Raw genomic sequence first — 18,321 nt, 5'->3', positions numbered from 1 at the left:
GTGCAGATGCCGGACGGCGGCGAACCGAACCACGACGGCGCAGGCCAGGGGCGCGCGTCCGGCCGCCGCACGCCTGCGCAGCGTCACCACTGCGGGCCCCTCATCAGGAAATCGCCCGATTCCTCCCCTAGGGTCGGAGGGGCCGAGCCCGCCGCGCGCCCCCCGAACGCGCCGCGGGCCGCTCGGCGCTCACCGGCCCGGGACCCCGATGGGAGCGGCCATGCCGTCGTACCCCTTCCACACCACCCGCGAGGACCTGCGCATCCCGCTGCCCGACGGCACGGAACTCGCCGCCCGACTCTGGCGCCCGGTCAGCGACGAGCCCGTCCCCGTCCTGCTGGAGTACTCGGCCGACCGCCTCGGCGACCGCACCGCCGCCGAGGACGCCCGCCGCCACCCCTGGTACGCGGGCCACGGCTACGCCGCCGTCCGGGTCGACACCCGCGGCCACGGCGACTCCGGCGGCCTGCCCGGCGAACCCGGCGGCGAGCAGGAACTCACCGACGGCGCCGCCGCCGTCGACTGGCTCGCCCGCCGCCCCTGGGCGAACGGCCGGGTCGGCCTGCTCGGCGTCGGCGCGGCCGGCACCACCGCGCTGCGCCTGGCCGCCCGGGCGCCCGGGACCGTCGGCGCGGCCGTCACCGCCTGCCCCGAGGGCGGCCACCGGCTCGGCGGCGCCGTCCTCGCCGCCGACCTGCACACCCGGCTCACCGCCCTGATCGCCGACGCCGCGCTCCCCCCGGACCCGCGCCGCCTCGGCGACGCCTGGCGGCCCGGCTGGCTGGCCCGGCTCGAATCCCTCGAACCCCCCGTCGACGCCTGGCTAGCCGCCGGGGACACCACCGTGCCGGTGTCCGTCCCGGTCCTCGCCGTGGCCGGCTGGGGCGACCCGTCCTGCTCCTTCGTGCTGCGCCTGCTCGCCGAGTCCCCCACCGCACGCGCCCTGCTCGGCCCCTGGCCGCACGGCCTGCCCGAGGCCGCCCTGCCCGAGACCCTGCGCTGGTGGGACCACTGGCTACGCGGCGTCGACACCGGCGCCGTCAAGGAACCCGCCCTGCGCAGCTGGATCAGCACCCGCTGGACCGGCGAGGACGCCTGGCCCTCCCCCGACGTCCGGGAGATCCACTACGACCTCGACGGCCAGCTGCGCACCGCCGGCACCGCCTCCCACGACCGGTACGTCCCCGTCCGCTCCCCGCAGCACACCGGCCTCAACGCCGGCGCCTACGTCCCGCACGGCCGCCCCGCCGACCAGCCGCCGGACCAGCGCGAGGAGGACGGCCGCTCGGTCTGCTTCGACTCCCAGCCGCTGCCCGAACCCGTCGAGCTGCTCGGCGCGCCCACCGCCCGGCTGCGGCTGCGCTCCGGCGGCGGGCCCGCCCAGGTGGTCGCCCGGCTGTGCGCGGTCGGCCCCGACGGCACCTCCGCCCTGCTCACCCGCGGCGTGCTGACCGCCGCCGGCCCGGACGTCGAGGTCGAACTCGCGGCCTGCGCGGCCACCGTCCCGGCCGGGCACCGGCTGCGGCTCGCGCTCTCCTCCGTCTACTGGCCGTGGGTGTGGCCGAACGCGGACGACACCGGGTACGCCCTCGACCCGTCCCACTCCACCCTCGTCCTGCCCGTCCGCCACCTCGCCGCGGACACCGGCGCCGCACCCGTCACCCTGGCGGCCCCCACCCTGCCCGACCCGCCGGACATCCACCTCACCGAACCGCTCACCGCCCGGCCCGAGCACGTCACCGTGCACGACATCGGCCGCCACGAGTGGCGCACCGAACTCTCCCCCGCCACCGACGGCACCCGCACCCACCCCGACGGCCTGGTCCGCGACGAGCACACCGTCACCGCCTACCGCATCCTCACCGGCGCCCCGCTCAGCGCCCAGGCCCGCACCGACCGCACCGTACGGCTGGAGCGGCCGGACATCGGCTGGGACGTGACCGTCCAGACCCGCACCCAACTGCGCTGCGACGCCGGGCACTTCCTCAGCGTGGTGCAGCTGCGGGCGCTGGAGGCGGGGTCGGTGGTGTTCGCCCGGGAATGGCAGCACCGGGTGGCACGGGAGAGCTTCCCAAAGTAGTTCTTATACAATTGCCTTTCCTGTCTCCCCTGGCTTATAACTGGCCCATGAAGACCCTCGGCCTGATCGGCGGCATGAGCTGGGAATCCACCGCCGAGTACTACCGCACCCTCAACGAACTCACCCGCGACCGGCTCGGCGGCCTCCACTCCGCCCGACTGGTGCTCCACTCCGTCGACTTCGCCGACATCGAACGGCTCCAGGCGGCCGGGCGCTGGGAGGACGCCGGGGCGATCCTCGCCGACGCCGCCCGCGGCCTGGAGGCCGCCGGCGCCGACCTGCTGCTGATCTGCACCAACACCATGCACAAGGTCGCCGACCAGGTCACCGAAGCCGTCTCCATCCCCCTGCTGCACCTCGCCGACGCCACCGCCGACGCCGTCCACGCGGCCGGCCTGCGCCGGGTCGGCCTGCTGGGCACGGCCTTCACCATGGAACAGGACTTCTACCGCGGCCGCCTGACCACCAACGGCCTGGACGTCCTCGTCCCCGGGCCCGAATCCCGCGCCCTGGTCCACCGGGTGATCTACCAGGAACTCTGCCTCGGCCTCGTCCACGAGGAATCCCGCGCCGCCTACCGCCGCGTCATCGCCGACCTGGTCGCCGCCGGCGCCGAAGGCATCATCCTCGGCTGCACCGAGATCGAACTCCTCGTCCACCCCGAGGACAGCCCCGTCCCCCTCTTCCCCACCGCCCGCCTCCACGCCGAGGCCGCCGTCACCGCCGCCCTGGCCGCCCTCGCCGACGATCCGGCGTGACGCGCGAGGAACGGCCGTACTGGAACACCAACGTGGCGCGGCACCCCGGGATCCTGCGGGCGGTGCCGCCCGGGTGCGGGGCGGCGCTCGACGTCGGGTGCGGGGACGGGCTGTTGGCGGCGAAGCTCGCGCCGCGGTGCGGGCGGGTGGTCGGGGTGGACAGCGACGGGGGGATGGTCGCGCGGGCGCGGGCCGCCCACGGTGACATCACCTTCCTGGAAGGGGACTTCCTCACCCTCGAACTGCCCACCGGCGGCTTCGACTTCATCTGCTCGGTGACGGCCGTGCACCACATGGACTTCACGGCCGCGCTCACCAGGATGCGGGAACTGCTGCGCCCCGGAGGGGTGTTGGTGGTGGTCGGCCTGGCCCGGGAGGAGACGGCGGCGGACCGGGCCCGGTGGGTCGCGGCCGCGCCGCTCGTAAGGGCCGTGAAGGCCCTGCGGCGGGCGTCCGGCCCGGAGGGCATGCCGACGGCCGCCCCCGCGATGAGCTACCGGGAGGTGCGGGAGACCGCCGGGCGGGTGCTGCCCGGGGTGCGCTACCGGTGGCACGTCCTGCGGCGCTACTCCCTGACCTGGCACAAGCCCTGAGGCCTCCGGGCCGGTCAGCGCTGGGCGGCCGCTGCGGCCAGCAGCGCGCCGGCGAGGAACGGCGCGATCGAGACGACCATGAATCCGAGCGTCCGGGCCCCGGAGACGTACCACCGGGTCGGCTTGAGACCCAGCAGCGCCTGGGCCCACGGCGTGACGTAACCCGCGCCGTGGTGGCGCACCGCGTCGGTGAGAAGGTGCAGGTGCTTGGGGGCGACGGTGAGGATCACCCACCCGCCGGAGCGGTCGGATACGGACACCAGCGTCACCGGGCCGCCCCACCGCGACTGCCCCTCCCAGGCCCGTACGGTCGCGAGGTCGGTCAGGTCCACCTCCCGCGGCCCCGACCAGGTACGGGCCCGGACGATGCCCCCGGCCACCCGCCAGCCCTTCCGCCGCGCGGTGCCCGCGTCCAGCAGGACCGCGGGCCCGAGCACGGCCACCAGCCCGGACACGATCGGCGCCCCCGAGTCCACGAAGGCCGGCCCGACCACCAGCGGCGGCAGGACGACCGCCAGCAGGAGGACGGCCCAGCCGACGGCGAAGAACGTACGCCGTCTTCGGACGGCAGCGGTGGAATCACTCACCGCGCGACCGTAGACCCGCCCACCGCTCGCGCACCATGCCGTTTCCCGGCAATCTCAGGCGGAGTTCCCCGCACCCCGAACCTCCCCGGCGGTCGGGCGGAGATATCCGCTTCGGCGCGACCGGTGCACCGGGTAGCGTTCGACGACGATCGAGGAGGTGCGGGATGGTGCGGCCGGCGTTGCTGCTGGACGTGGACGGTCCGTTGAACCCGGAGGCCGCGAAGCCGCACCGGCGGCCGGAGGGCTACCGGACCCACCGACTGCTGACCCCGCGCTGGGCGGCCCACGAACGGCGGCGGCTCGCCCTGTGGGGGATGCCGCACAAGGCGCCGAAGCCGCTGCGGGTGTGGCTCAACCCTGAGCACGGGCCGGCCCTGGCGGCGCTGCCCTTCGAGCTGGTGTGGGCGACGACCTGGGAGGAGGAGGCCAACTCCTTCATCGGCCCGCTGCTGGGGCTGCCCGAACTGCCGTACATCGCCTGGTCCGAGCCCCGGCCGGAGCCGGCCGGCGGGGTGTTCTGGAAGACCCCGGAGGTCGTCGCCTGGGCGCGGGGCCGCCCCTTCGCCTGGGTCGACGACAACATCACGGACGCGGACCGCGCCTGGGTCGCGGCCCACCACCCCGGCCCGGCGCTGCTGCACCACGTCGACCCGAAGGTCGGTCTGACGGCGGACGACTTCGGCCGGCTGGCGGCCTGGGCCGGCGGCGCCCCGGGGTGAGGCTCGGCGGGCGGCGCCTCGTACGATGCCGCCCATGCCCGGCTTCGAGGTTCTGCAGGATGTCTTCTGGGACGGCTCCGTCGACCACGGCGTTCAGCCGCCACTGACCGATCAGCTCGTCCACCAGGCCGAACACACCCTGGGGGTGAGTCTCCCGGCCTCCCTGGTGGCACTGCTCCGGCTCCAGAACGGTGGACAGGTCACGGACGGCCTGTGCGCCTTCCCGACCTCGGCACCGACCTCCTGGGCCTCGGACCACGTGCCCTTCGAGCACCTGATGGGGATCGGCCACCGCCCCGGGACGCTGTCCCTGTTCGACAGCGCCTACCTGGTCGGGGAGTGGGGCCTGCCGGCTCCGCTCGTGCTCCTCAGTGGCAGCGGCCCCTGCTGGATCGCCCTGGACTACCGGACGGGTCCGACCCCCACGGTCGGATGGTTCGACGCCGACTTCCGGTCCGAACTCCCCCTGGCCGCGGACTTCCAGGAGTTCGTGGAGGGACTCACCGATCCCGAGGCATACGCCTGAACCGTGCCGCCTCGACAGGGCGGGGCGGTTCAGCCCTCGACGGCCGAGACGTACACCCCGTACGAGGTGGCGGCGCTGTGCTCGGCGAAACGTTCCTCCTGCATGGCCGTCACCGTCCGCACCACCAGGACGGCGAGGACGGCGGCGACCAGTTCGAGCGCGTCGGAGGCGATCAGCCAGGCCACGCCCTGCTGGTACTGGTCCGGGTAGCGCGCCGTGTCGGTCGACTGGCTTCCCACCGCGTCCACCACGTTGAACAGGCAGAAGCTGACCCACCAGGCGTTGACGACCGTCGTCGGGAGCGGTGTCCGCACCCCGGACGCGTCCGGCCGGACACCGGCCTGCCAGATGTCGCAGGCGATCCGCCAGGGGAACCAGAGGAAGACCACGGGCGTGAACCAGCCGCCGACGGCCCAGCCGCGGCTGTGCCGGTGCCCGTGCGGGCTCAGCCACTCGGCGTTCACCCGCACCCGGTGGAACCAGCTGAGGAAGGCGACCGTCGATCCCATCAGGGCCAGGCTGTACAGCAGGTACGCGAGCATCTGGAGCCCGTACGAGGGGCCGAACGCGCTGCCGTCACCGAACTCGACGCCGCTCGGCAGGTCACCCGCCGCGCGGTACAGGAGGGAGTCGGCGACGAGCCGGAAGACGGTGAGCGCACCGCAGACGACGAGCAGGACGGTGGCGGCGGTGGCGAGCGATCTCGGCGACCGGTACGCGGCGGGCGAGGACATGGGTGAACGGCTCCAGGAGTGGACCAGCGTGACGGGGCACCACCTCGGCGCCCCGGCAGCTTCGTGTGCGAGTACGTGCACGAGCTGCGCGCGCGTGGTACGTGCGCGAGCTGTGTGCGCGGCCAGTATGACGGCACCCTCGGACAGGCCGGGCGGGTACGCAGGAAGTCGACCGGGCCGACTTCCTGTGCAGGCGAACTCAACCGGTGGACGGGGCCGGGCCGTCCGGCCGGTGGGCGACCGCGGCGAACATCGTCACGGAGAGGTGGAAGGCACGCCGCTCGGCCGCGGCCGTGAGTTCGGCGTACAGGTCGTCGCACTGCGCCTCGGTGAGCAGCCCGCGGCCGACGGCCACCGTGGCGAGGCCGCGCAGGAGCGGCCAGGGGACGGTGTCGGGGTCGTGCAGCAGCACGTCGGCGCCGACGTGGTCGACGGTCAGGCCGGCCGCGACCAGCCAGCCCGTCAGGCGGCGTCCGGCCTCCGGGGTGGCGGAGTTGCCCAGGGTGACGCCGGTCAGCGCGGTCCGGGCCTCCGCGGCGGCCGGGTGGAGGAGGAGCGTGGACCAGTCGGTGTCCAGCAGCGCGACCCGCCCGCCCGGGCGCAGCACCCGCGCCATCTCGGCGACGGCCCCCGCCGGGTCGCTCAGGTGCTGGAGGACGCGCTCGCACCGGACCGCGTCCACCGCACCGTCGGGCAGCGGCAGGGCCAGCGCGTCACCGTCGAGGAACCGCGCCGCACTGCCCGCCTCGGCGGCGCGCCGCCCGGCGACGGCGCGCAGGCCGGGGTTCGGTTCGAGGCCGGTCGCGGCGCCGTCCGGGCCGACCGCGGCCGCGAGGACGAGGGTCTCCGAGCCCGTACCGGACCCGATGTCCAGCACCCGCTCACCGGGCCGCACGGCCAGTTGCTCGTGCGCCCACTCGCGCAGCCGCCGCACACCCGGGTTGGCGGCCTGCACGTCCAGCACCGCGACCAGCCGCTCGACGACCTCCGGGTCGGCGTCGGGCACGCGGAAGGCCGAGAAGGGCTGGTGGTCTGCCATGGCCGCCAGTGTAGGAGCGGGGACGGGCCGCCGAGGTGACCGACCGCGCGCAACACGGACCGGAACCAGGTGGGGCGGCGCCCGGGGTTGCGGTTACCGAGGAATCCCACCGGAGCAACGTCCCGCGTGTGTAAGCTGGTTGTGTTGATGTGGCGACAGGCCCACGCACTCGGTCACCGGCGGCCGGGGTGGGCGAAGGGCTCCGGAGAGTCACCCGCAGGCGTCACCCCTCTTCATCCGCACGCACAGACAGACGCACCTGTCTCTCCAGCCGCCGCCGGACGGCTCCGTGGGGGGATTGGAGTCTCATGTCCGCGTCGGACAATGTCACCCGCCTGGCCAGGCGCATCCAGAGGCTGACCGGCCTACCGCTCTGGCGGGCCCGTGAACTCGCCGGGCAGGTAAGGGTCTTCGTCAAGCACCCGGTCCCCGACGCCGCCACCCCGGCCCAACGGCGCTTCGAGGCGATGGTGGTGGGCGTGCTCGCCAATGCCTTCCGCGACCGCCAGTACGACGGGGCCGTCCTGGGGGTGCTCGCCGCGACCCAGGACAGGGACGGACTCACGCTGCACCTCCACCCGGAGATGGCCGACGAGGTGGTGGGCGAACTGATAACCGACTGGACGCGCGAGCGCCACAGGGTCGGATGGACCCCTAACGTGCAATGGCTGCTCCGGAACGGACAGTTCGTGATCACCAGCGAGCTCCGTTCTGCTCGCATCACCTTGGTCCGAGCCGACGGTGACCCGCTCTGGATGCCGAGCCTGCTCCCGTACGAGATGACGAAACCAGCCCTCCGACTGGAGGACACTCGCGCCAGGTACTGGGACCGGACCGCCGCCCCGGACGTCCGCGATCTGCTGTGGAGCAGACTGCTGCGCCGCCCCACCCTGCTGAACCGGGCCGCTGCCACCCACGGAGTGGCCAACTGCTACACCCATGGCGTGTCCGATCTGGTGATCGAATGGTGCTGTGGGGACAGCATGGAGGCGCTCTTCGCCATCCTGCTGGCCCATGGCCTGGCCGACGGGCTCGATGGGGCGGACGCCGCCGAACTCTACAAGGCCTCGGCGACCGCCATGGTCGGAAGTCAAACCGTCGTCCTGAGGCGACATGCTCTCTGCAATCACGGGGAATCGGCGGACACCCACGGCTTGGACCGGGCGGAGGCCGTCCGATGACCCCCACCGTCGCCCTGGCGGGCGCCCTGCTGTGCGGCGTGGTGAGCGGAGCGATCCGGGCGTGGCGTGACGTCCTCGTGCTCCGTCGCCTGGAGCGCCTGATGACCGGTTGCACCGCTCGCCAGCGCGCCGAGGTGGCCCAGACCATCGCCGCGTCCTTCCGCCGCCCCGGCCGACCCCAACTTCCCACTGCTGCAAGGGAGGTAGACGAGGCCGACCAGTAGCCGCCCGGCAGGTCCGGCCGGGCGGCGCGGGTGGGGTGAGGTCAGGCCACCGATTGGCGGTCGCGTGCGGGGGGCGGGGTGGGAGTGGCGTCGTCCGGGCGGTGGGGCATCCGCAGGACGGCGCCCGCGCCGAGGCCGACGACGGCGATGGCGATGGCGATGGCGAGCATCAGGGTGAGGAGGGTGCCCGCGGGGCTTCGGCACAGGTCGAATCGATGGAGAAACCCGCACCCCCGGTGTCACCCTACGGACGGTGCTCCGGGATGACATTGTCGGGCTTGTCCAGCCAGGCTGTCTGTCCGGCAGGGGTCACCGTGAGCCCGTACCTCTCGTACCCGGGGCGTCCGGTTGCCGTCCACTGGTTGTAGGCGGCCTCCACTTCGTCCCAGAGCCGCCGGGGCCCGGACTGCCGAACCTCGAACCGGGATTCCCCGGGCACGGAGTCCACGGTCGCCCAGGACGTCACGGCCGTGTCGAACAACCACCACGTCCAGCCACCGTCACCGAACTCGTGCCGCCGGTAGTACACGTCCGGCAGGGCGAGCGCGGTGGCGAACTGTGCCAACCAGTCGCCCCCGATGATCTCGGGGTCGAACTCGGTCCAGGACTGCCCGGAGCCGCCCGGCCAGTCGCCCGGAAGGTAGTCGTCCACCGAAGCAGCCTGGTAGCGCTGCTGGCGGAGCATCATGAAAGCTGCCGACCGAGTGAACGGGCCGCTCGCCGTCCCGTCGTCGCCGACCGTGAGGCGCACGACTGCCCCGCCTCCGAACAGGGGCGAAACGGGGCTGACGATCACACCGCCCGGCTTGGTCTGTGCGAGCCAGGCAGGCGGGATGTCCCGCAGGGACACGGTGGAGATGATCCGGTCATACGGCGCCCGGACACCCCATCCGAACGAGCCGTCCCCGCAGACGACTTCGGGGGTGTAGCCGGCGGAGCGGAGCGCCGTACGGGCTTGCGCGGTGACCTTCGCATCCACCTCGACCGTCGACACGTTCTCGGCGCCCAGGCGGTGGGACAGGAGCGCGGCGTTGTAGCCGGTGCCGGTCCCGATTTCGAGTACCCGATGCCCCGGGGCCGTGCCCAGGTCACCCAGCATCTCGACCACCATGGTCGGCATCGACGCCGACGACGTGGGCGTACTCCGGTCAGCTTCCGCGCCGTCGTCCCACTGGGTGACGATCGGCACGTCGGCATAGGCCAACTTCATCCACCGGTCGGGGCTCTCGGAACGGCTGCACTCCGTGTCGCCGCCGTTCTCGTCCGCCCAGATGGTTTCGGGAAGGAACTCGTGTCGCGGCACGGCCGCCACGGACGACACCCACTCCTCCGAGAGCGCCCCGGAGTTGACGAGATTCGTCACCAGGGCCGCCCGCAGCGCTTCGGGGCTCCCGGGGGTCACGACTTCTTGTGCTTCGGAGCGGGGTCGGGGTCCTTTCCGTCCTTCGACGGCTTCGGCCCGATGGCCCCACCACCCGGCTTGGCGTGCCCGCCGCCCTTGCCGTCGCTGGGACCGCCCTTGTTCTGGTCTCCCATGTCAGCTTCCTCTCTCGGTTCGGCTACTGGGGTTGATCAATGAGCCTGCCGTGGCAGGTTGGCGCCCCGTCCTGGCCGGTCTGACTCCGACTTTGTCAGGACGGGAGTTCATGAGCGGGGCGGACGCCCCAGACGGTTCCTCTCGTACCGGTTTTCCACCGGCACCGGCCCGCGCACGTGAACGACAGGTCGCTGGTCTCGGCGAAATGACCGTTCACCATCGGTTCTGTGCGCCTCGGAAGGAGCCGCCCGGCGGGTCCGGCCGGGCGGCGCGGGTTTCCGTGGGGGTCAGGCCACCGGTTGGCGGTCTCGGGTGGGGGGCGGGGTGGAAGTGGCGTCGTCCGGGCGGTGGGGCATCCGCAGGACGGCGACCGCGCCGAGGCCGACGACGGCGATGGCGAGGATCAGGAGGGTGAGCAGGGCCAGGCCGATCAGGAGTCGCACGGGGTGTCGCCCTCGGTCGCGTCGCGGTCGTAGTCGTGGGAGCGGAGGAGCGCGAGGAGGTTGACCACGGTGCTCGCCGGGGCGTTGCCGAAGCGGACGAGGACGCGGCCGTCCACCACGCTGTCGGTGGTCGCGGAGGGCCAGAGGAGCCCGAACTTGCGTCCACGCTCGGCGAGTTCGACGAGCAGGTAGGCGATTTCGAGCTCGGTGTAGGTACGCATCAGCGGGTGACCCGGCTCGATCGGGCGGTCGACGGCGCTCACGCGGCGGCGTCCAGCTCGAACCAGACGGACTTGCCGGTCCTGCGGGTCTCCGTACCGAAGCGGTGGGTGAGCGAGCGCACGAGGTGCAGGCCCCGCCCGGAGAGGGCGAGCGGGTCGGAGTCCTCGCGCGGGGCGGGGAGGACCGGGCTCCCGTCGCTGACCGAGACGCGGAGGATGTCGCCGATGATGAGGACCACCACGATGGGCGCCGCACTACCGCCGTGGCGGTAGGCATTGACGAAGAGTTCGAGCAGAGCGAGCTCGGCATCGGCGACCAGGTCGGGCTTCCACCCGGCGCGCGAGGTGGCCTCGCGCAACTCCTCGCGCGGGGCCGACCAGTCAGGGGGGAGTTCGAGGGAGAACACGAAGATACCTCCGTGGGGGTTCAGAGATGACCATCGCTCAATCAAACGCGAGATCGACCCGATGGCATGACGAAGAAGCGCAGCCGCATCAGCCAGATGATCACGTTATGCATGCGACCCGTTACAGCCAGCATGACGCGAAGGCCATCGCGTGCGCAAGCGGATCTAAGTAGTGTGCAAAATTGCATATCGAACCCGAATTCGGTGCCACCCACTGCCAGTTGCCGGTAGCGCCTACGTGATCGGCAAGGGCAGACTGGTCCACCGACAGGTCAGGAGGGGCATTGCATGGCGGTATCAACCGTTCGGCGTCGTCGGCTGGGCGAGGAGCTGCGCAGGCTGCGCGAGCAGAGGAAGATCGCAGCAGACGTTGCTGCTGAGGCCACCGGCATGAGCCTGGCCAAACTGAACCGGATCGAGAACGCCCGCACAGCGGCCAAGATCGAGGACGTCAACAAGCTCCTCGACCACTACGGCTGCGAAGACGATGAGTTCCGTGCAGGTTTGATCGCCATCACGAAGGACGGCAGCAAGCGTGGCTGGTGGCTGAGCTACCGCGACGTCATCGATGCCTCAGCGACCGATCTGATCACACTCGAAACCGAGGCTTCGACGTTCAAGACGTACGAAGCCGCCTTCATCCCAGGCCTCTTCCAGACCGCCGAATATGCTCGGCTCGTCATCGACCGGCTTCGGGCCACGAAGGCCGGGACGGTTGACGACCTGGTGCAGGTCCGAATGGCACGGCAGTCCATCCTCACCCGCCCGAACCCCGTTGAGGTCTGGGCAGTCATCCATGAAGCCGCCCTCCAGGCAAACGCGAATCGCCCCGACATCATGGGGCCACAGCTCGACAAGCTGCTGACGATGAGTCGGCTGACGAACGTCAACATCCAGGTGATGCCTGCAGGTGCGGCTATCCACCCAGGCATGAGCGGCGCGTTCGTCCTGCTCGGATTCCCTCAGCGGAAGGATCTCGACGTCGTGCTCGTCGAAGGGCTGCTGAACGGATTCTGGGTCGAGGATCCGACTGACGTCGAGTTGTACCGGGCGAAGTTCCAGGAGATCACGGCCGAGGCTCTTCCTGTCGACTCCTCGATCGCCTTCATCACCGCACAGAGAGAGCTGATCAAGTGACCCACTACCCGGACGCTTCCGCGACTGGCTTCTCGTTCGAGAAGTCGAGCTACAGCGGCGGCAACGAGAACTGTGTCGAGTACGCATTCCTTACCGAAGCAGTCGCGGTCCGCGACAGCAAGGACCCTTCCGGCCCTGCCCTGGCCTTCGACCGCGCGGCGCACGAGGCCTTCATCAAGGCCATCTCCGCTGGGGAGTTCGAGTTCGGTCTCCTCTGAGCACCACTGAGGCGCTGCCTCGCCCATTGCCGGGCGAGGCAGCGCCCTCACTCCCCCTCGGGGACCTCCACGATCAGCAGCGTGCCGTGACTCCCCGCCCGCACCGCGTGCCGGGTTCCCGCCGGAATCCGGCACAGTTCGCCGGTGCCGACCGTCAGCTCCTCGCCGTCCAAGTCCAGCTCCAGGACGCCGTCGGTGACCACCAGGACTTCCGCCGTACCGTGCACCTCCTCCTCCAGCTCCCGGCCGTCCATCCGCAGCACCTTCACCGCCGCCGTACCGACCCGCTCCAGCACCACCGAGCGCCAGGCGTCGGGCAGTTGGTTCGCTTCTTCGTTCACGTCCAGCACGCTCATGACCAGGGACGCTACCCGCGCCGACCGCCTCATTGGTCGACCGTTTGGCAAAACCTGCCAGGATCTCCAGGGTGAACGCCCGCGCGCTGTACGAGGCGCTACTCGACGCCGACGGCCCCTACGAGGACGTCATCGCCCCCTGGCTCGACCAGGCCGCCGCCGACTACCGCGCGCGCCTCCGTATCGCCGCCACCGCTGACACGCGCTGGTGGGCCGACGACGCGGACCTCCTCGAAGAGCTCTACGCCCTCGGCCGCATCAGCGACTTCCTCCTCCTCGACCCCCAACTCCCGCCCTACCTCCACCTCTTCACCGCCCTCGGCATGACGCCCGTCCTCGAACAGACCCCCTTCGACCCGTTCCTGCACGAGATCACCGAGGTCGAGCAGGCCGAGGACCCGGACTCCCCCGTCGAGGTCCTGGACGTCCGCCACCCCGGCCTGATGCTCGGCGAGCTGCTGTTCAACCGGGCCGGCGTCCGCGTACGAGCCGGAGCCGCCCGCGCGGAGCGCGGAGTCGCCGACCGCTGGCCGCTGTTCTGGACCCACCGCCGCGCCCACCGTCCCCCCCGGGACCTCTCCCAGGGCTGGGGCGGCAACTCGCAGTGGCGCACCGACTTCCGCCTCGACTACCGCACCGCCGACGGCGACCTGCTCAACGTCGCCGAGGACGCCCCGATCGACGGCCGCCCCGGCCTGCCCCCGAACGCCTACGGCGGCCTCGGGCCGGACGAGCGCCTGCTCACCCCCGCCGAGCGCCGCGAACTGCTGCGCCACCGCACGCTCCTGCGCGTCCCCGCGGCCCCCGCCGCAGCCGACGCCGCGTGGGCGGCCGAGCTGTGGCCCTTCGAGTGGCGACTGCCGGACGGAATCAACGAGCCCGGATGAGCGCTGGACCACTGCACATGATCAAGCCGCTCGACAGGTGAAGACGCATGGAAGAACTCATCCGCCTCGACGACGTCGAGGAAGCCGCCGCCGGCGACGGGCACCTGCTGTGGGCTGCCCAGGGGCAGCACGACGGCCGGCTGGGCCCGGGAGTGCGGGCCTGGCGGCACGGCACGGCCCTCGCCGTGGCGAGCCCGGACCTCTCCGCGCGGGACCGGCTCGCGGTCAAGGGCAGTGCCGATGACGCCGCACGGCTGGTGCGGCACGTGCTGACCGAGGTCGGACCGACCTACCGGCCCGTCGGCCGGGCGTCGTTGATCGAGTCGCTGGCCGGCACGATCCCCGGCCTGTCGCTGTTCCCCGCGTTCTACTGGATGGAGACCTCGGCCGTCCCCGACCCGCCCGCCATCGGGGTGCGGTGGCTGGACGAGGTGCAGGTGAAGGAGGCGACCTCGCTGTTCGACCGCTTCTTCCCCGACTCCTTCGCCCAGCCGGACGACGGCGGCACCCACCGCTGGGCCGGGATCGTCGACTCCCTCGACAGCGGCGCCCCGCCGGAGCCCCTGGCCGTCGCGGCCGACGTCTGGTCGGCGGCCGGTTGCGGGTTCCTGGCCGGCGTGTGCACGCACCCGGGCGCCCGTGGGCGCGGACTGGCGCGGGCCGTCTGCGGCTTCGTCCTCGGGGAGTTGGTCCACCGGTACGGGCGGGCGGCCCTCATGGTGCACGGCGGGAACCGGTCGGCGATAGCCGTGTACGAGCACCTGGGTATGAGCAAGCGGCCCCTGGCGGGGGCCCAGGTCGTCGTCACCGCGCCGTAGGACCTCGGCGGGCCCCCTCAGGCCGCCCCGCCGTGCTCGGCGAGCAGTTCGCCGAGCACGTACCGGGCGGTGCGCGCCATCCGGGGGTTGCTGTCGCGGTAGTAGTCCAGCTCCGCCAGCGCCACGGACAGCGCCCAGCCCCTCCCCCGCTCCCACTCGGCGGCGTCGGCGCCGACGGCCGTCCGGAAGGCGTCACGGGCCGACGCGGGGAGCACGTACCAGGCGGGGAGCAGGTCCACGGCCGGGTCGCCGAGGCCGGCGCAGCCGAAGTCGATGACGGCGGCGAGCCGGCCGCCCCCGTCGACCAGCAGGTTGCCGGGCTGGAGGTCGGCATGGATCCAGACCGGCGGCCCGGCGTGCTCGGGCGCGCCAAGCGCCGTCTTCCACAGGGCGGTTACCGCTGCCGCGTCCACTTCACCCGCCGGCGCCGCGAGTGCCCGCCGGACCGCCGCGTCCCGCGCGGCCAGCGTCTCGCTGCGGTAGGAGGCCGGGGCGCCCGCCGGGTCGGCGCGGCGCATCGCGGTCACGAACCCGGCCAAGTCCGCTGCCAGCAGGGACGGTTGTCGTACGTTCCCGGCCGCCGGGTTGGCCCCGTCCAGCCAGCGCAGCACCGACCACTCCCACGGGCAGCCGTCGATCGGCTCCCCCAGGGCCACCGGAACCGGTACGGCGACGGGGAGTTCGGGGGCCAGCCGGCGCAGCCAGGTGTACTCCTTGCCGATGTCCTCGACCGCCCCGGGGATGCGCGGGATCCGCACCACCAGCTCGGCGCCGAGCCGGAACATCGCGTTGCTGGTCCCGGCCGAGTCCACCGGCTCGACCGGCAGGCCGGCCCACCGCGGGAACCGCGCGGCCACCATCCGGCGGACCAGTTCCTCGTCGACGTCCAGTTCGTCCGCGTGCATCTTCCGGGGCATGGCGTCCGACCCTGCCAGCACCGACCGCCCCCGGCAAGCGAATTACCAGGGCACGACCTGTCCCGTCGGACCCGGCAACCCGGCAACCGGGAAGCCGGGAAGCCGGGCAACCGGTTCAGGCCCCGTCCCCGCCGGCCCCGCCCCGCCAGACGCCGGTGCGGATCCACCGCCTGCCGAGCCCGCCGGCCACGAAGGGGCCGACCAGCACGGACAGCATCCACAGCCCCTCGCTGGCGGGCGAGTAGATGTCGTAGTGCCATCGATCCGGAAGCAGCAACGGCAGCAGGAGCAACGTGACGAGCGCCCCCCAGGTCGCCATCCAAACGATCACCGCGCGCGCCACGACGTCCATGCGCCCCCCTCGGACGTTATTTGAACGCGTTCAATATAGCCGAGGATCGCGCTCGCTCAGCCCCGGACCGCGAGGTCCTGACTGCCCAGGACCTTGAGCAGCCGCAGGGCCGAGTGCGAGGGCGTGCCGGGGGCGGCGGTGTAGAAGATCGTCCACTGGTCGCGGTGCGGGTCGTGCAGGGCCTCGCAGTCGAGGTCGAGCGGGCCGACCACCGGGTGCAGGAGGCGCTTGGTCGTCGAGCGGCGCATCTCGACGTCCTGGCGCGCCCACAGCTCGCGGAACTCCTCGCTGGCCGCGAGCAGCCGGTCGACCAGGCGGCGCAGGCCGCTGTCGGCGGGGTAGCGGGCGGACGCGGAGCGCAGGTCGGCGACCGCCCGGCGGCCGAACACGGCCTGGCCGGCCGGGTCCTGGAGGGCGCGGGTGTCCGGGTCGGTGAAGAAGCGCCAGATGAGGTTGCGCTCGCCGGGCGGCAGCGCGGAGAAGTCGCCGAGCAGTGCGGCCGCCATCGCGTTCCAGGCGAGGACGTCGCGGGCGGCGCTGCAGACCATCGCCGGGGTGTCGTCCAGCCGGTCGAGCAGGTGCAGCACGCCGGGCCGGACGTCGCGGGGCAGCGCGGTCGGCGGCAGCGGCGCCTCGCCGACCAGATGGTGCAGGTGGGCCGTCTCGTCCGCGGACAGCCGCAGCGCCCGGCTGATCGCCCCGATCATCTGCCGCGACGGGCGCGGCCCCCGGCCCTGTTCGAGCCGGATGTAGTACTCCACCGACATGCCCGCGAGCTGCGCGACCTCCTGCCGGCGCAGGCCCGGGGTACGGCGCCGCCCGCCGTCCGGGAGGCCGACGTCGGTGGGCTGGATGCGGGCGCGCCAGCGCCGCAGGAAGGCGGCCAGCTCCGCCCGGTCCACGTGTTCCACGCCCCCAGTCTGGCCCGCCCGCCGCACGCCGACCATGGCACTCCCGGTACCACCCTCGACAGTGCTCTCCCGGCCCGGCCGCCGCCCGGCCAGAGTCGGGGCATGACCACGAACCGCATCGTCCTGATCACCGGCGCCAACAAGGGCATCGGCCTCGCCACCGCCACCGAACTCGCCCGCGCCGGGCACACCCTGCTGCTCGGCGCCCGCGACCCCGAGCGCGGCGCCGCGGCCGCCGCCGGCCTCACCGCCCAGGGCCTGACCGCCCGCGCCGTCCGCCTGGACGTCACCGACCCGGCGAGCGTCACCGCCGCGGCCGCACTGGTCGACGCCGAGTACGGGCGGCTGGACACCCTCGTCAACAACGCCGGGATCACCCGGGACCTCGGCACCACCCCGGAGAAGCTGCCCCTGGACGACCTGCGCGCGACCTACGAGACCAACGTCTTCGGCGCCGTCACCGTCATCAACGCCATGCTGCCGCTGCTGCGCCGCTCCCCGGCCGCGCTGATCGGCAACGTCTCCAGCGGCCTCGGCAGCTCCTCCGTCCTCGCCGACCCGGACACCCCGGTCGGCGAGTACGCGGCGCTGCTCGGCTACAACACCTCCAAGGCCGCGCTGAACGCCGTCACCCTGGTCTACGCCCGCACCCTGCGCACCGAGGGGATCAAGGTCAGCGCCCTGGAACCGGGCCACTGCGCGACCGACATCAACGGTCACTCCGGCCCGTCCGACGTCCAGGAGGGCGGCCGCCGGATCGCCCGCCAGCTCGGCGCGGCGCTGACCGCGCCCACCGGCCAGTTCTTCCACCCCGAGGGCGGCACCTACCCCTGGTGAACCGCCCCGCCGGCGATCAGCGCGGGCAGCTCGCGCATGTCCCGGAACACCACCGTGCCCGGCCCGGCGAGCCGCTCCGCCGCCGTGACGCCGCCCGCGTAGCCGAGCGCCCGCATCCCGGCGGCGCGGGCGGCCGCCACCCCGGGGCCGCTGTCCTCGACCACCACGCAGGCGGCCGGGTCGACGCCCATGCTGCGCGCGGCGTGCAGGAACAGGTCGGGCGCGGGCTTGCCGCGCCCGACCTCGGTGGCACTGTGGATCCGGCCCTCGAAGCGCCCGTACAGCCCGGTCCGGCCCAGCGTGTGCCGCATCTTCTCGTGCGTGCCACTGGACGCCACGCACATCGGCAACCCGAGCTCCGCCAGGGCGTCCAGCGCCTCCGGCAGCCCGTCCACCGGCGTCAGCCCGGCGTCCACGGCCTCGGCGTGCAGCTCGCGGAACCGCTTGTCGAACAGCGTCGCGGCCTCCTCCCCGAGCCGCTCCGCCAGCATCGCGTGGTTGGCCGCCTCCGACCGGCCGACGAACTTCTCGACCACCTCGGCCTCGGTGAGCGGCCAGCCGAGCTCGGCGGTCAGCTGCCCGACCACGCGGACGGCGATGATCTCGCTGTCCACCAGGACGCCGTCGCAGTCGAAAATCACCAGGTCTATCGGTTCGATCATCCGCTCAGCATAGGGCGGGCCCGGTAACGGCCAGGGGCCCGGCGGCCGTAGCCGGCCGCCGGGCCCCTGAGCCGACTGTGCGTCAGCCGGTCTGGACGGAGGTGTCGTCGATCACGAAGCTGGTCTGCAGCGAGGAGTCCTCGGTGCCGGTGAACTTCACGGTGACCGTCTGGCCCG

General features: G+C 72.8%; 26 protein-coding genes. 12 read left to right on the top strand and 14 right to left on the bottom strand.

Features of this window, described 5'->3' with window-relative positions:
• Nucleotides 1-220: 220 nt before the first annotated feature.
• From ACFXOZ_RS35095 to ACFXOZ_RS35085, 3 genes are read left to right on the top strand one after another with little or no spacing between them, the layout of a single operon-like run.
• Nucleotides 221-2,080 carry a CocE/NonD family hydrolase gene (locus ACFXOZ_RS35095; protein ID WP_380593976.1) on the top strand — a complete coding sequence of 620 codons (1,860 nt, stop codon included), beginning with the start codon at nt 221-223 and terminating at the stop codon, nt 2,078-2,080.
• A gap of 47 nt (nt 2,081-2,127) precedes the next feature.
• On the top strand, nt 2,128-2,838 hold the full coding sequence (locus ACFXOZ_RS35090; RefSeq protein ID WP_380593974.1) for an aspartate/glutamate racemase family protein: 711 nt from the start codon (nt 2,128-2,130) through the stop codon (nt 2,836-2,838).
• The gene (locus tag ACFXOZ_RS35085; protein WP_380593972.1) at nt 2,835-3,431 is read left to right on the top strand and encodes a class I SAM-dependent methyltransferase; all 597 of its coding nucleotides are present in this window, start codon (nt 2,835-2,837) and stop codon (nt 3,429-3,431) included. The genes ACFXOZ_RS35090 and ACFXOZ_RS35085 overlap by 4 nt, the downstream gene beginning before the upstream one ends.
• Before the next feature lie 14 nt (nt 3,432-3,445).
• On the opposite strand, the gene ACFXOZ_RS35080 is transcribed toward ACFXOZ_RS35085, so the two are convergent.
• Nucleotides 3,446-4,018, bottom strand: a complete 573-nt coding sequence (locus ACFXOZ_RS35080) for a hypothetical protein (protein ID WP_380593970.1) — start codon at nt 4,016-4,018, stop codon at nt 3,446-3,448.
• Nucleotides 4,019-4,182: 164 nt separating this feature from the next.
• On the opposite strand from ACFXOZ_RS35080, the gene ACFXOZ_RS35075 reads away from it, so the two are divergent.
• Complete coding sequence (locus tag ACFXOZ_RS35075) at nt 4,183-4,737, top strand: HAD domain-containing protein (protein ID WP_380593968.1); 555 nt, start codon at nt 4,183-4,185, stop codon at nt 4,735-4,737.
• A 34-nt stretch (nt 4,738-4,771) separates the two neighbouring features.
• Nucleotides 4,772-5,263 carry an SMI1/KNR4 family protein gene (locus ACFXOZ_RS35070; RefSeq protein WP_380593966.1) on the top strand — a complete coding sequence of 164 codons (492 nt, stop codon included), beginning with the start codon at nt 4,772-4,774 and terminating at the stop codon, nt 5,261-5,263.
• Between the two features lie 29 nt (nt 5,264-5,292).
• On the opposite strand, the gene ACFXOZ_RS35065 is transcribed toward ACFXOZ_RS35070, so the two are convergent.
• Nucleotides 5,293-5,997, bottom strand: coding sequence for a DUF4328 domain-containing protein (locus tag ACFXOZ_RS35065; protein WP_375890241.1), 705 nt, complete (start codon nt 5,995-5,997; stop codon nt 5,293-5,295).
• 199 nt (nt 5,998-6,196) lie between these two features.
• Complete coding sequence (locus ACFXOZ_RS35060) at nt 6,197-7,036, bottom strand: methyltransferase domain-containing protein (RefSeq protein WP_380593964.1); 840 nt, start codon at nt 7,034-7,036, stop codon at nt 6,197-6,199.
• A 308-nt stretch (nt 7,037-7,344) separates the two neighbouring features.
• On the opposite strand from ACFXOZ_RS35060, the gene ACFXOZ_RS35055 reads away from it, so the two are divergent.
• Both ACFXOZ_RS35055 and ACFXOZ_RS35050 read left to right on the top strand, forming a co-directional pair.
• The gene (locus tag ACFXOZ_RS35055) at nt 7,345-8,217 is read left to right on the top strand and encodes a hypothetical protein (protein WP_380529540.1); all 873 of its coding nucleotides are present in this window, start codon (nt 7,345-7,347) and stop codon (nt 8,215-8,217) included.
• Nucleotides 8,214-8,441, top strand: coding sequence for a hypothetical protein (locus ACFXOZ_RS35050; RefSeq protein WP_380593962.1), 228 nt, complete (start codon nt 8,214-8,216; stop codon nt 8,439-8,441). Before ACFXOZ_RS35055 ends, ACFXOZ_RS35050 begins: the two co-directional genes overlap by 4 nt.
• A gap of 41 nt (nt 8,442-8,482) precedes the next feature.
• Here the strand turns inward: ACFXOZ_RS35050 and ACFXOZ_RS35045 are convergent, their stop codons facing one another.
• The 6 genes from ACFXOZ_RS35045 to ACFXOZ_RS35020 all read right to left on the bottom strand — a co-directional run bounded on the left by ACFXOZ_RS35045 (nt 8,483) and on the right by ACFXOZ_RS35020 (nt 11,049).
• Nucleotides 8,483-8,611: a hypothetical protein gene (locus tag ACFXOZ_RS35045; RefSeq protein ID WP_380593960.1), complete on the bottom strand. Its 129-nt coding sequence runs from the start codon at nt 8,609-8,611 to the stop codon at nt 8,483-8,485.
• A 74-nt stretch (nt 8,612-8,685) separates the two neighbouring features.
• On the bottom strand, nt 8,686-9,843 hold the full coding sequence (locus ACFXOZ_RS35040; protein WP_380593958.1) for a methyltransferase domain-containing protein: 1,158 nt from the start codon (nt 9,841-9,843) through the stop codon (nt 8,686-8,688).
• Nucleotides 9,840-9,977: a hypothetical protein gene (locus ACFXOZ_RS35035; RefSeq protein WP_380405786.1), complete on the bottom strand. Its 138-nt coding sequence runs from the start codon at nt 9,975-9,977 to the stop codon at nt 9,840-9,842. The genes ACFXOZ_RS35040 and ACFXOZ_RS35035 overlap by 4 nt, the downstream gene beginning before the upstream one ends.
• Nucleotides 9,978-10,265: 288 nt before the next feature.
• Nucleotides 10,266-10,421, bottom strand: a complete 156-nt coding sequence (locus ACFXOZ_RS35030; protein ID WP_380405792.1) for a hypothetical protein — start codon at nt 10,419-10,421, stop codon at nt 10,266-10,268.
• A complete protein-coding gene (locus ACFXOZ_RS35025; protein WP_380529550.1) occupies nt 10,409-10,684 on the bottom strand; it encodes a hypothetical protein in 276 nt (91 codons plus the stop codon). Before ACFXOZ_RS35025 ends, ACFXOZ_RS35030 begins: the two co-directional genes overlap by 13 nt.
• The gene (locus tag ACFXOZ_RS35020) at nt 10,681-11,049 is read right to left on the bottom strand and encodes an ATP-binding protein (protein ID WP_380593956.1); all 369 of its coding nucleotides are present in this window, start codon (nt 11,047-11,049) and stop codon (nt 10,681-10,683) included. Before ACFXOZ_RS35020 ends, ACFXOZ_RS35025 begins: the two co-directional genes overlap by 4 nt.
• A 288-nt stretch (nt 11,050-11,337) precedes the next feature.
• Here ACFXOZ_RS35020 and ACFXOZ_RS35015 point away from each other — a divergent pair, with 288 nt between their 5' ends.
• A complete protein-coding gene (locus ACFXOZ_RS35015) occupies nt 11,338-12,186 on the top strand; it encodes a helix-turn-helix transcriptional regulator (RefSeq protein ID WP_380529554.1) in 849 nt (282 codons plus the stop codon).
• Nucleotides 12,183-12,404, top strand: a complete 222-nt coding sequence (locus ACFXOZ_RS35010; protein ID WP_380529556.1) for a DUF397 domain-containing protein — start codon at nt 12,183-12,185, stop codon at nt 12,402-12,404. The genes ACFXOZ_RS35015 and ACFXOZ_RS35010 overlap by 4 nt, the downstream gene beginning before the upstream one ends.
• Nucleotides 12,405-12,451: 47 nt before the next feature.
• Here the strand turns inward: ACFXOZ_RS35010 and ACFXOZ_RS35005 are convergent, their stop codons facing one another.
• Nucleotides 12,452-12,760: a cupin domain-containing protein gene (locus ACFXOZ_RS35005; protein WP_380529558.1), complete on the bottom strand. Its 309-nt coding sequence runs from the start codon at nt 12,758-12,760 to the stop codon at nt 12,452-12,454.
• Nucleotides 12,761-12,831: 71 nt separating this feature from the next.
• Between ACFXOZ_RS35005 and ACFXOZ_RS35000 the strand changes: the two genes are divergently transcribed.
• On the top strand, nt 12,832-13,647 hold the full coding sequence (locus ACFXOZ_RS35000) for a hypothetical protein (protein WP_380593954.1): 816 nt from the start codon (nt 12,832-12,834) through the stop codon (nt 13,645-13,647).
• 47 nt (nt 13,648-13,694) lie between these two features.
• A complete protein-coding gene (locus ACFXOZ_RS34995) occupies nt 13,695-14,465 on the top strand; it encodes a GNAT family N-acetyltransferase (protein ID WP_380593952.1) in 771 nt (256 codons plus the stop codon).
• A 17-nt stretch (nt 14,466-14,482) separates the two neighbouring features.
• On the opposite strand, the gene ACFXOZ_RS34990 is transcribed toward ACFXOZ_RS34995, so the two are convergent.
• The 3 genes from ACFXOZ_RS34990 to ACFXOZ_RS34980 all read right to left on the bottom strand — a co-directional run bounded on the left by ACFXOZ_RS34990 (nt 14,483) and on the right by ACFXOZ_RS34980 (nt 16,645).
• A complete protein-coding gene (locus ACFXOZ_RS34990; RefSeq protein ID WP_380529564.1) occupies nt 14,483-15,382 on the bottom strand; it encodes an aminoglycoside phosphotransferase family protein in 900 nt (299 codons plus the stop codon).
• A 115-nt stretch (nt 15,383-15,497) separates the two neighbouring features.
• Nucleotides 15,498-15,734 (bottom strand): hypothetical protein, encoded by a 237-nt coding sequence (locus ACFXOZ_RS34985; RefSeq protein WP_380529566.1) that lies wholly within the window; start codon nt 15,732-15,734, stop codon nt 15,498-15,500.
• 56 nt (nt 15,735-15,790) lie between these two features.
• Nucleotides 15,791-16,645 carry a helix-turn-helix transcriptional regulator gene (locus ACFXOZ_RS34980; RefSeq protein ID WP_380593950.1) on the bottom strand — a complete coding sequence of 285 codons (855 nt, stop codon included), beginning with the start codon at nt 16,643-16,645 and terminating at the stop codon, nt 15,791-15,793.
• A 102-nt stretch (nt 16,646-16,747) separates the two neighbouring features.
• Here ACFXOZ_RS34980 and ACFXOZ_RS34975 point away from each other — a divergent pair, with 102 nt between their 5' ends.
• Nucleotides 16,748-17,482 (top strand): SDR family NAD(P)-dependent oxidoreductase, encoded by a 735-nt coding sequence (locus ACFXOZ_RS34975; RefSeq protein WP_380593948.1) that lies wholly within the window; start codon nt 16,748-16,750, stop codon nt 17,480-17,482.
• On the opposite strand, the gene ACFXOZ_RS34970 is transcribed toward ACFXOZ_RS34975, so the two are convergent.
• Nucleotides 17,470-18,144 carry an HAD family hydrolase gene (locus ACFXOZ_RS34970; protein WP_380593946.1) on the bottom strand — a complete coding sequence of 225 codons (675 nt, stop codon included), beginning with the start codon at nt 18,142-18,144 and terminating at the stop codon, nt 17,470-17,472. The two genes, ACFXOZ_RS34975 and ACFXOZ_RS34970, sit on opposite strands and share 13 nt — an antisense overlap.
• Between the last annotated feature and the right edge of the window lie 177 nt (nt 18,145-18,321).

Origin of the sequence: Kitasatospora sp. NPDC059160, assembly GCF_042755465.1 — a bacterium.
In the GTDB taxonomy this organism is placed as follows: domain Bacteria; phylum Actinomycetota; class Actinomycetes; order Streptomycetales; family Streptomycetaceae; genus Kitasatospora.
This window is presented reverse-complemented; position numbering and strand designations above follow the sequence as displayed.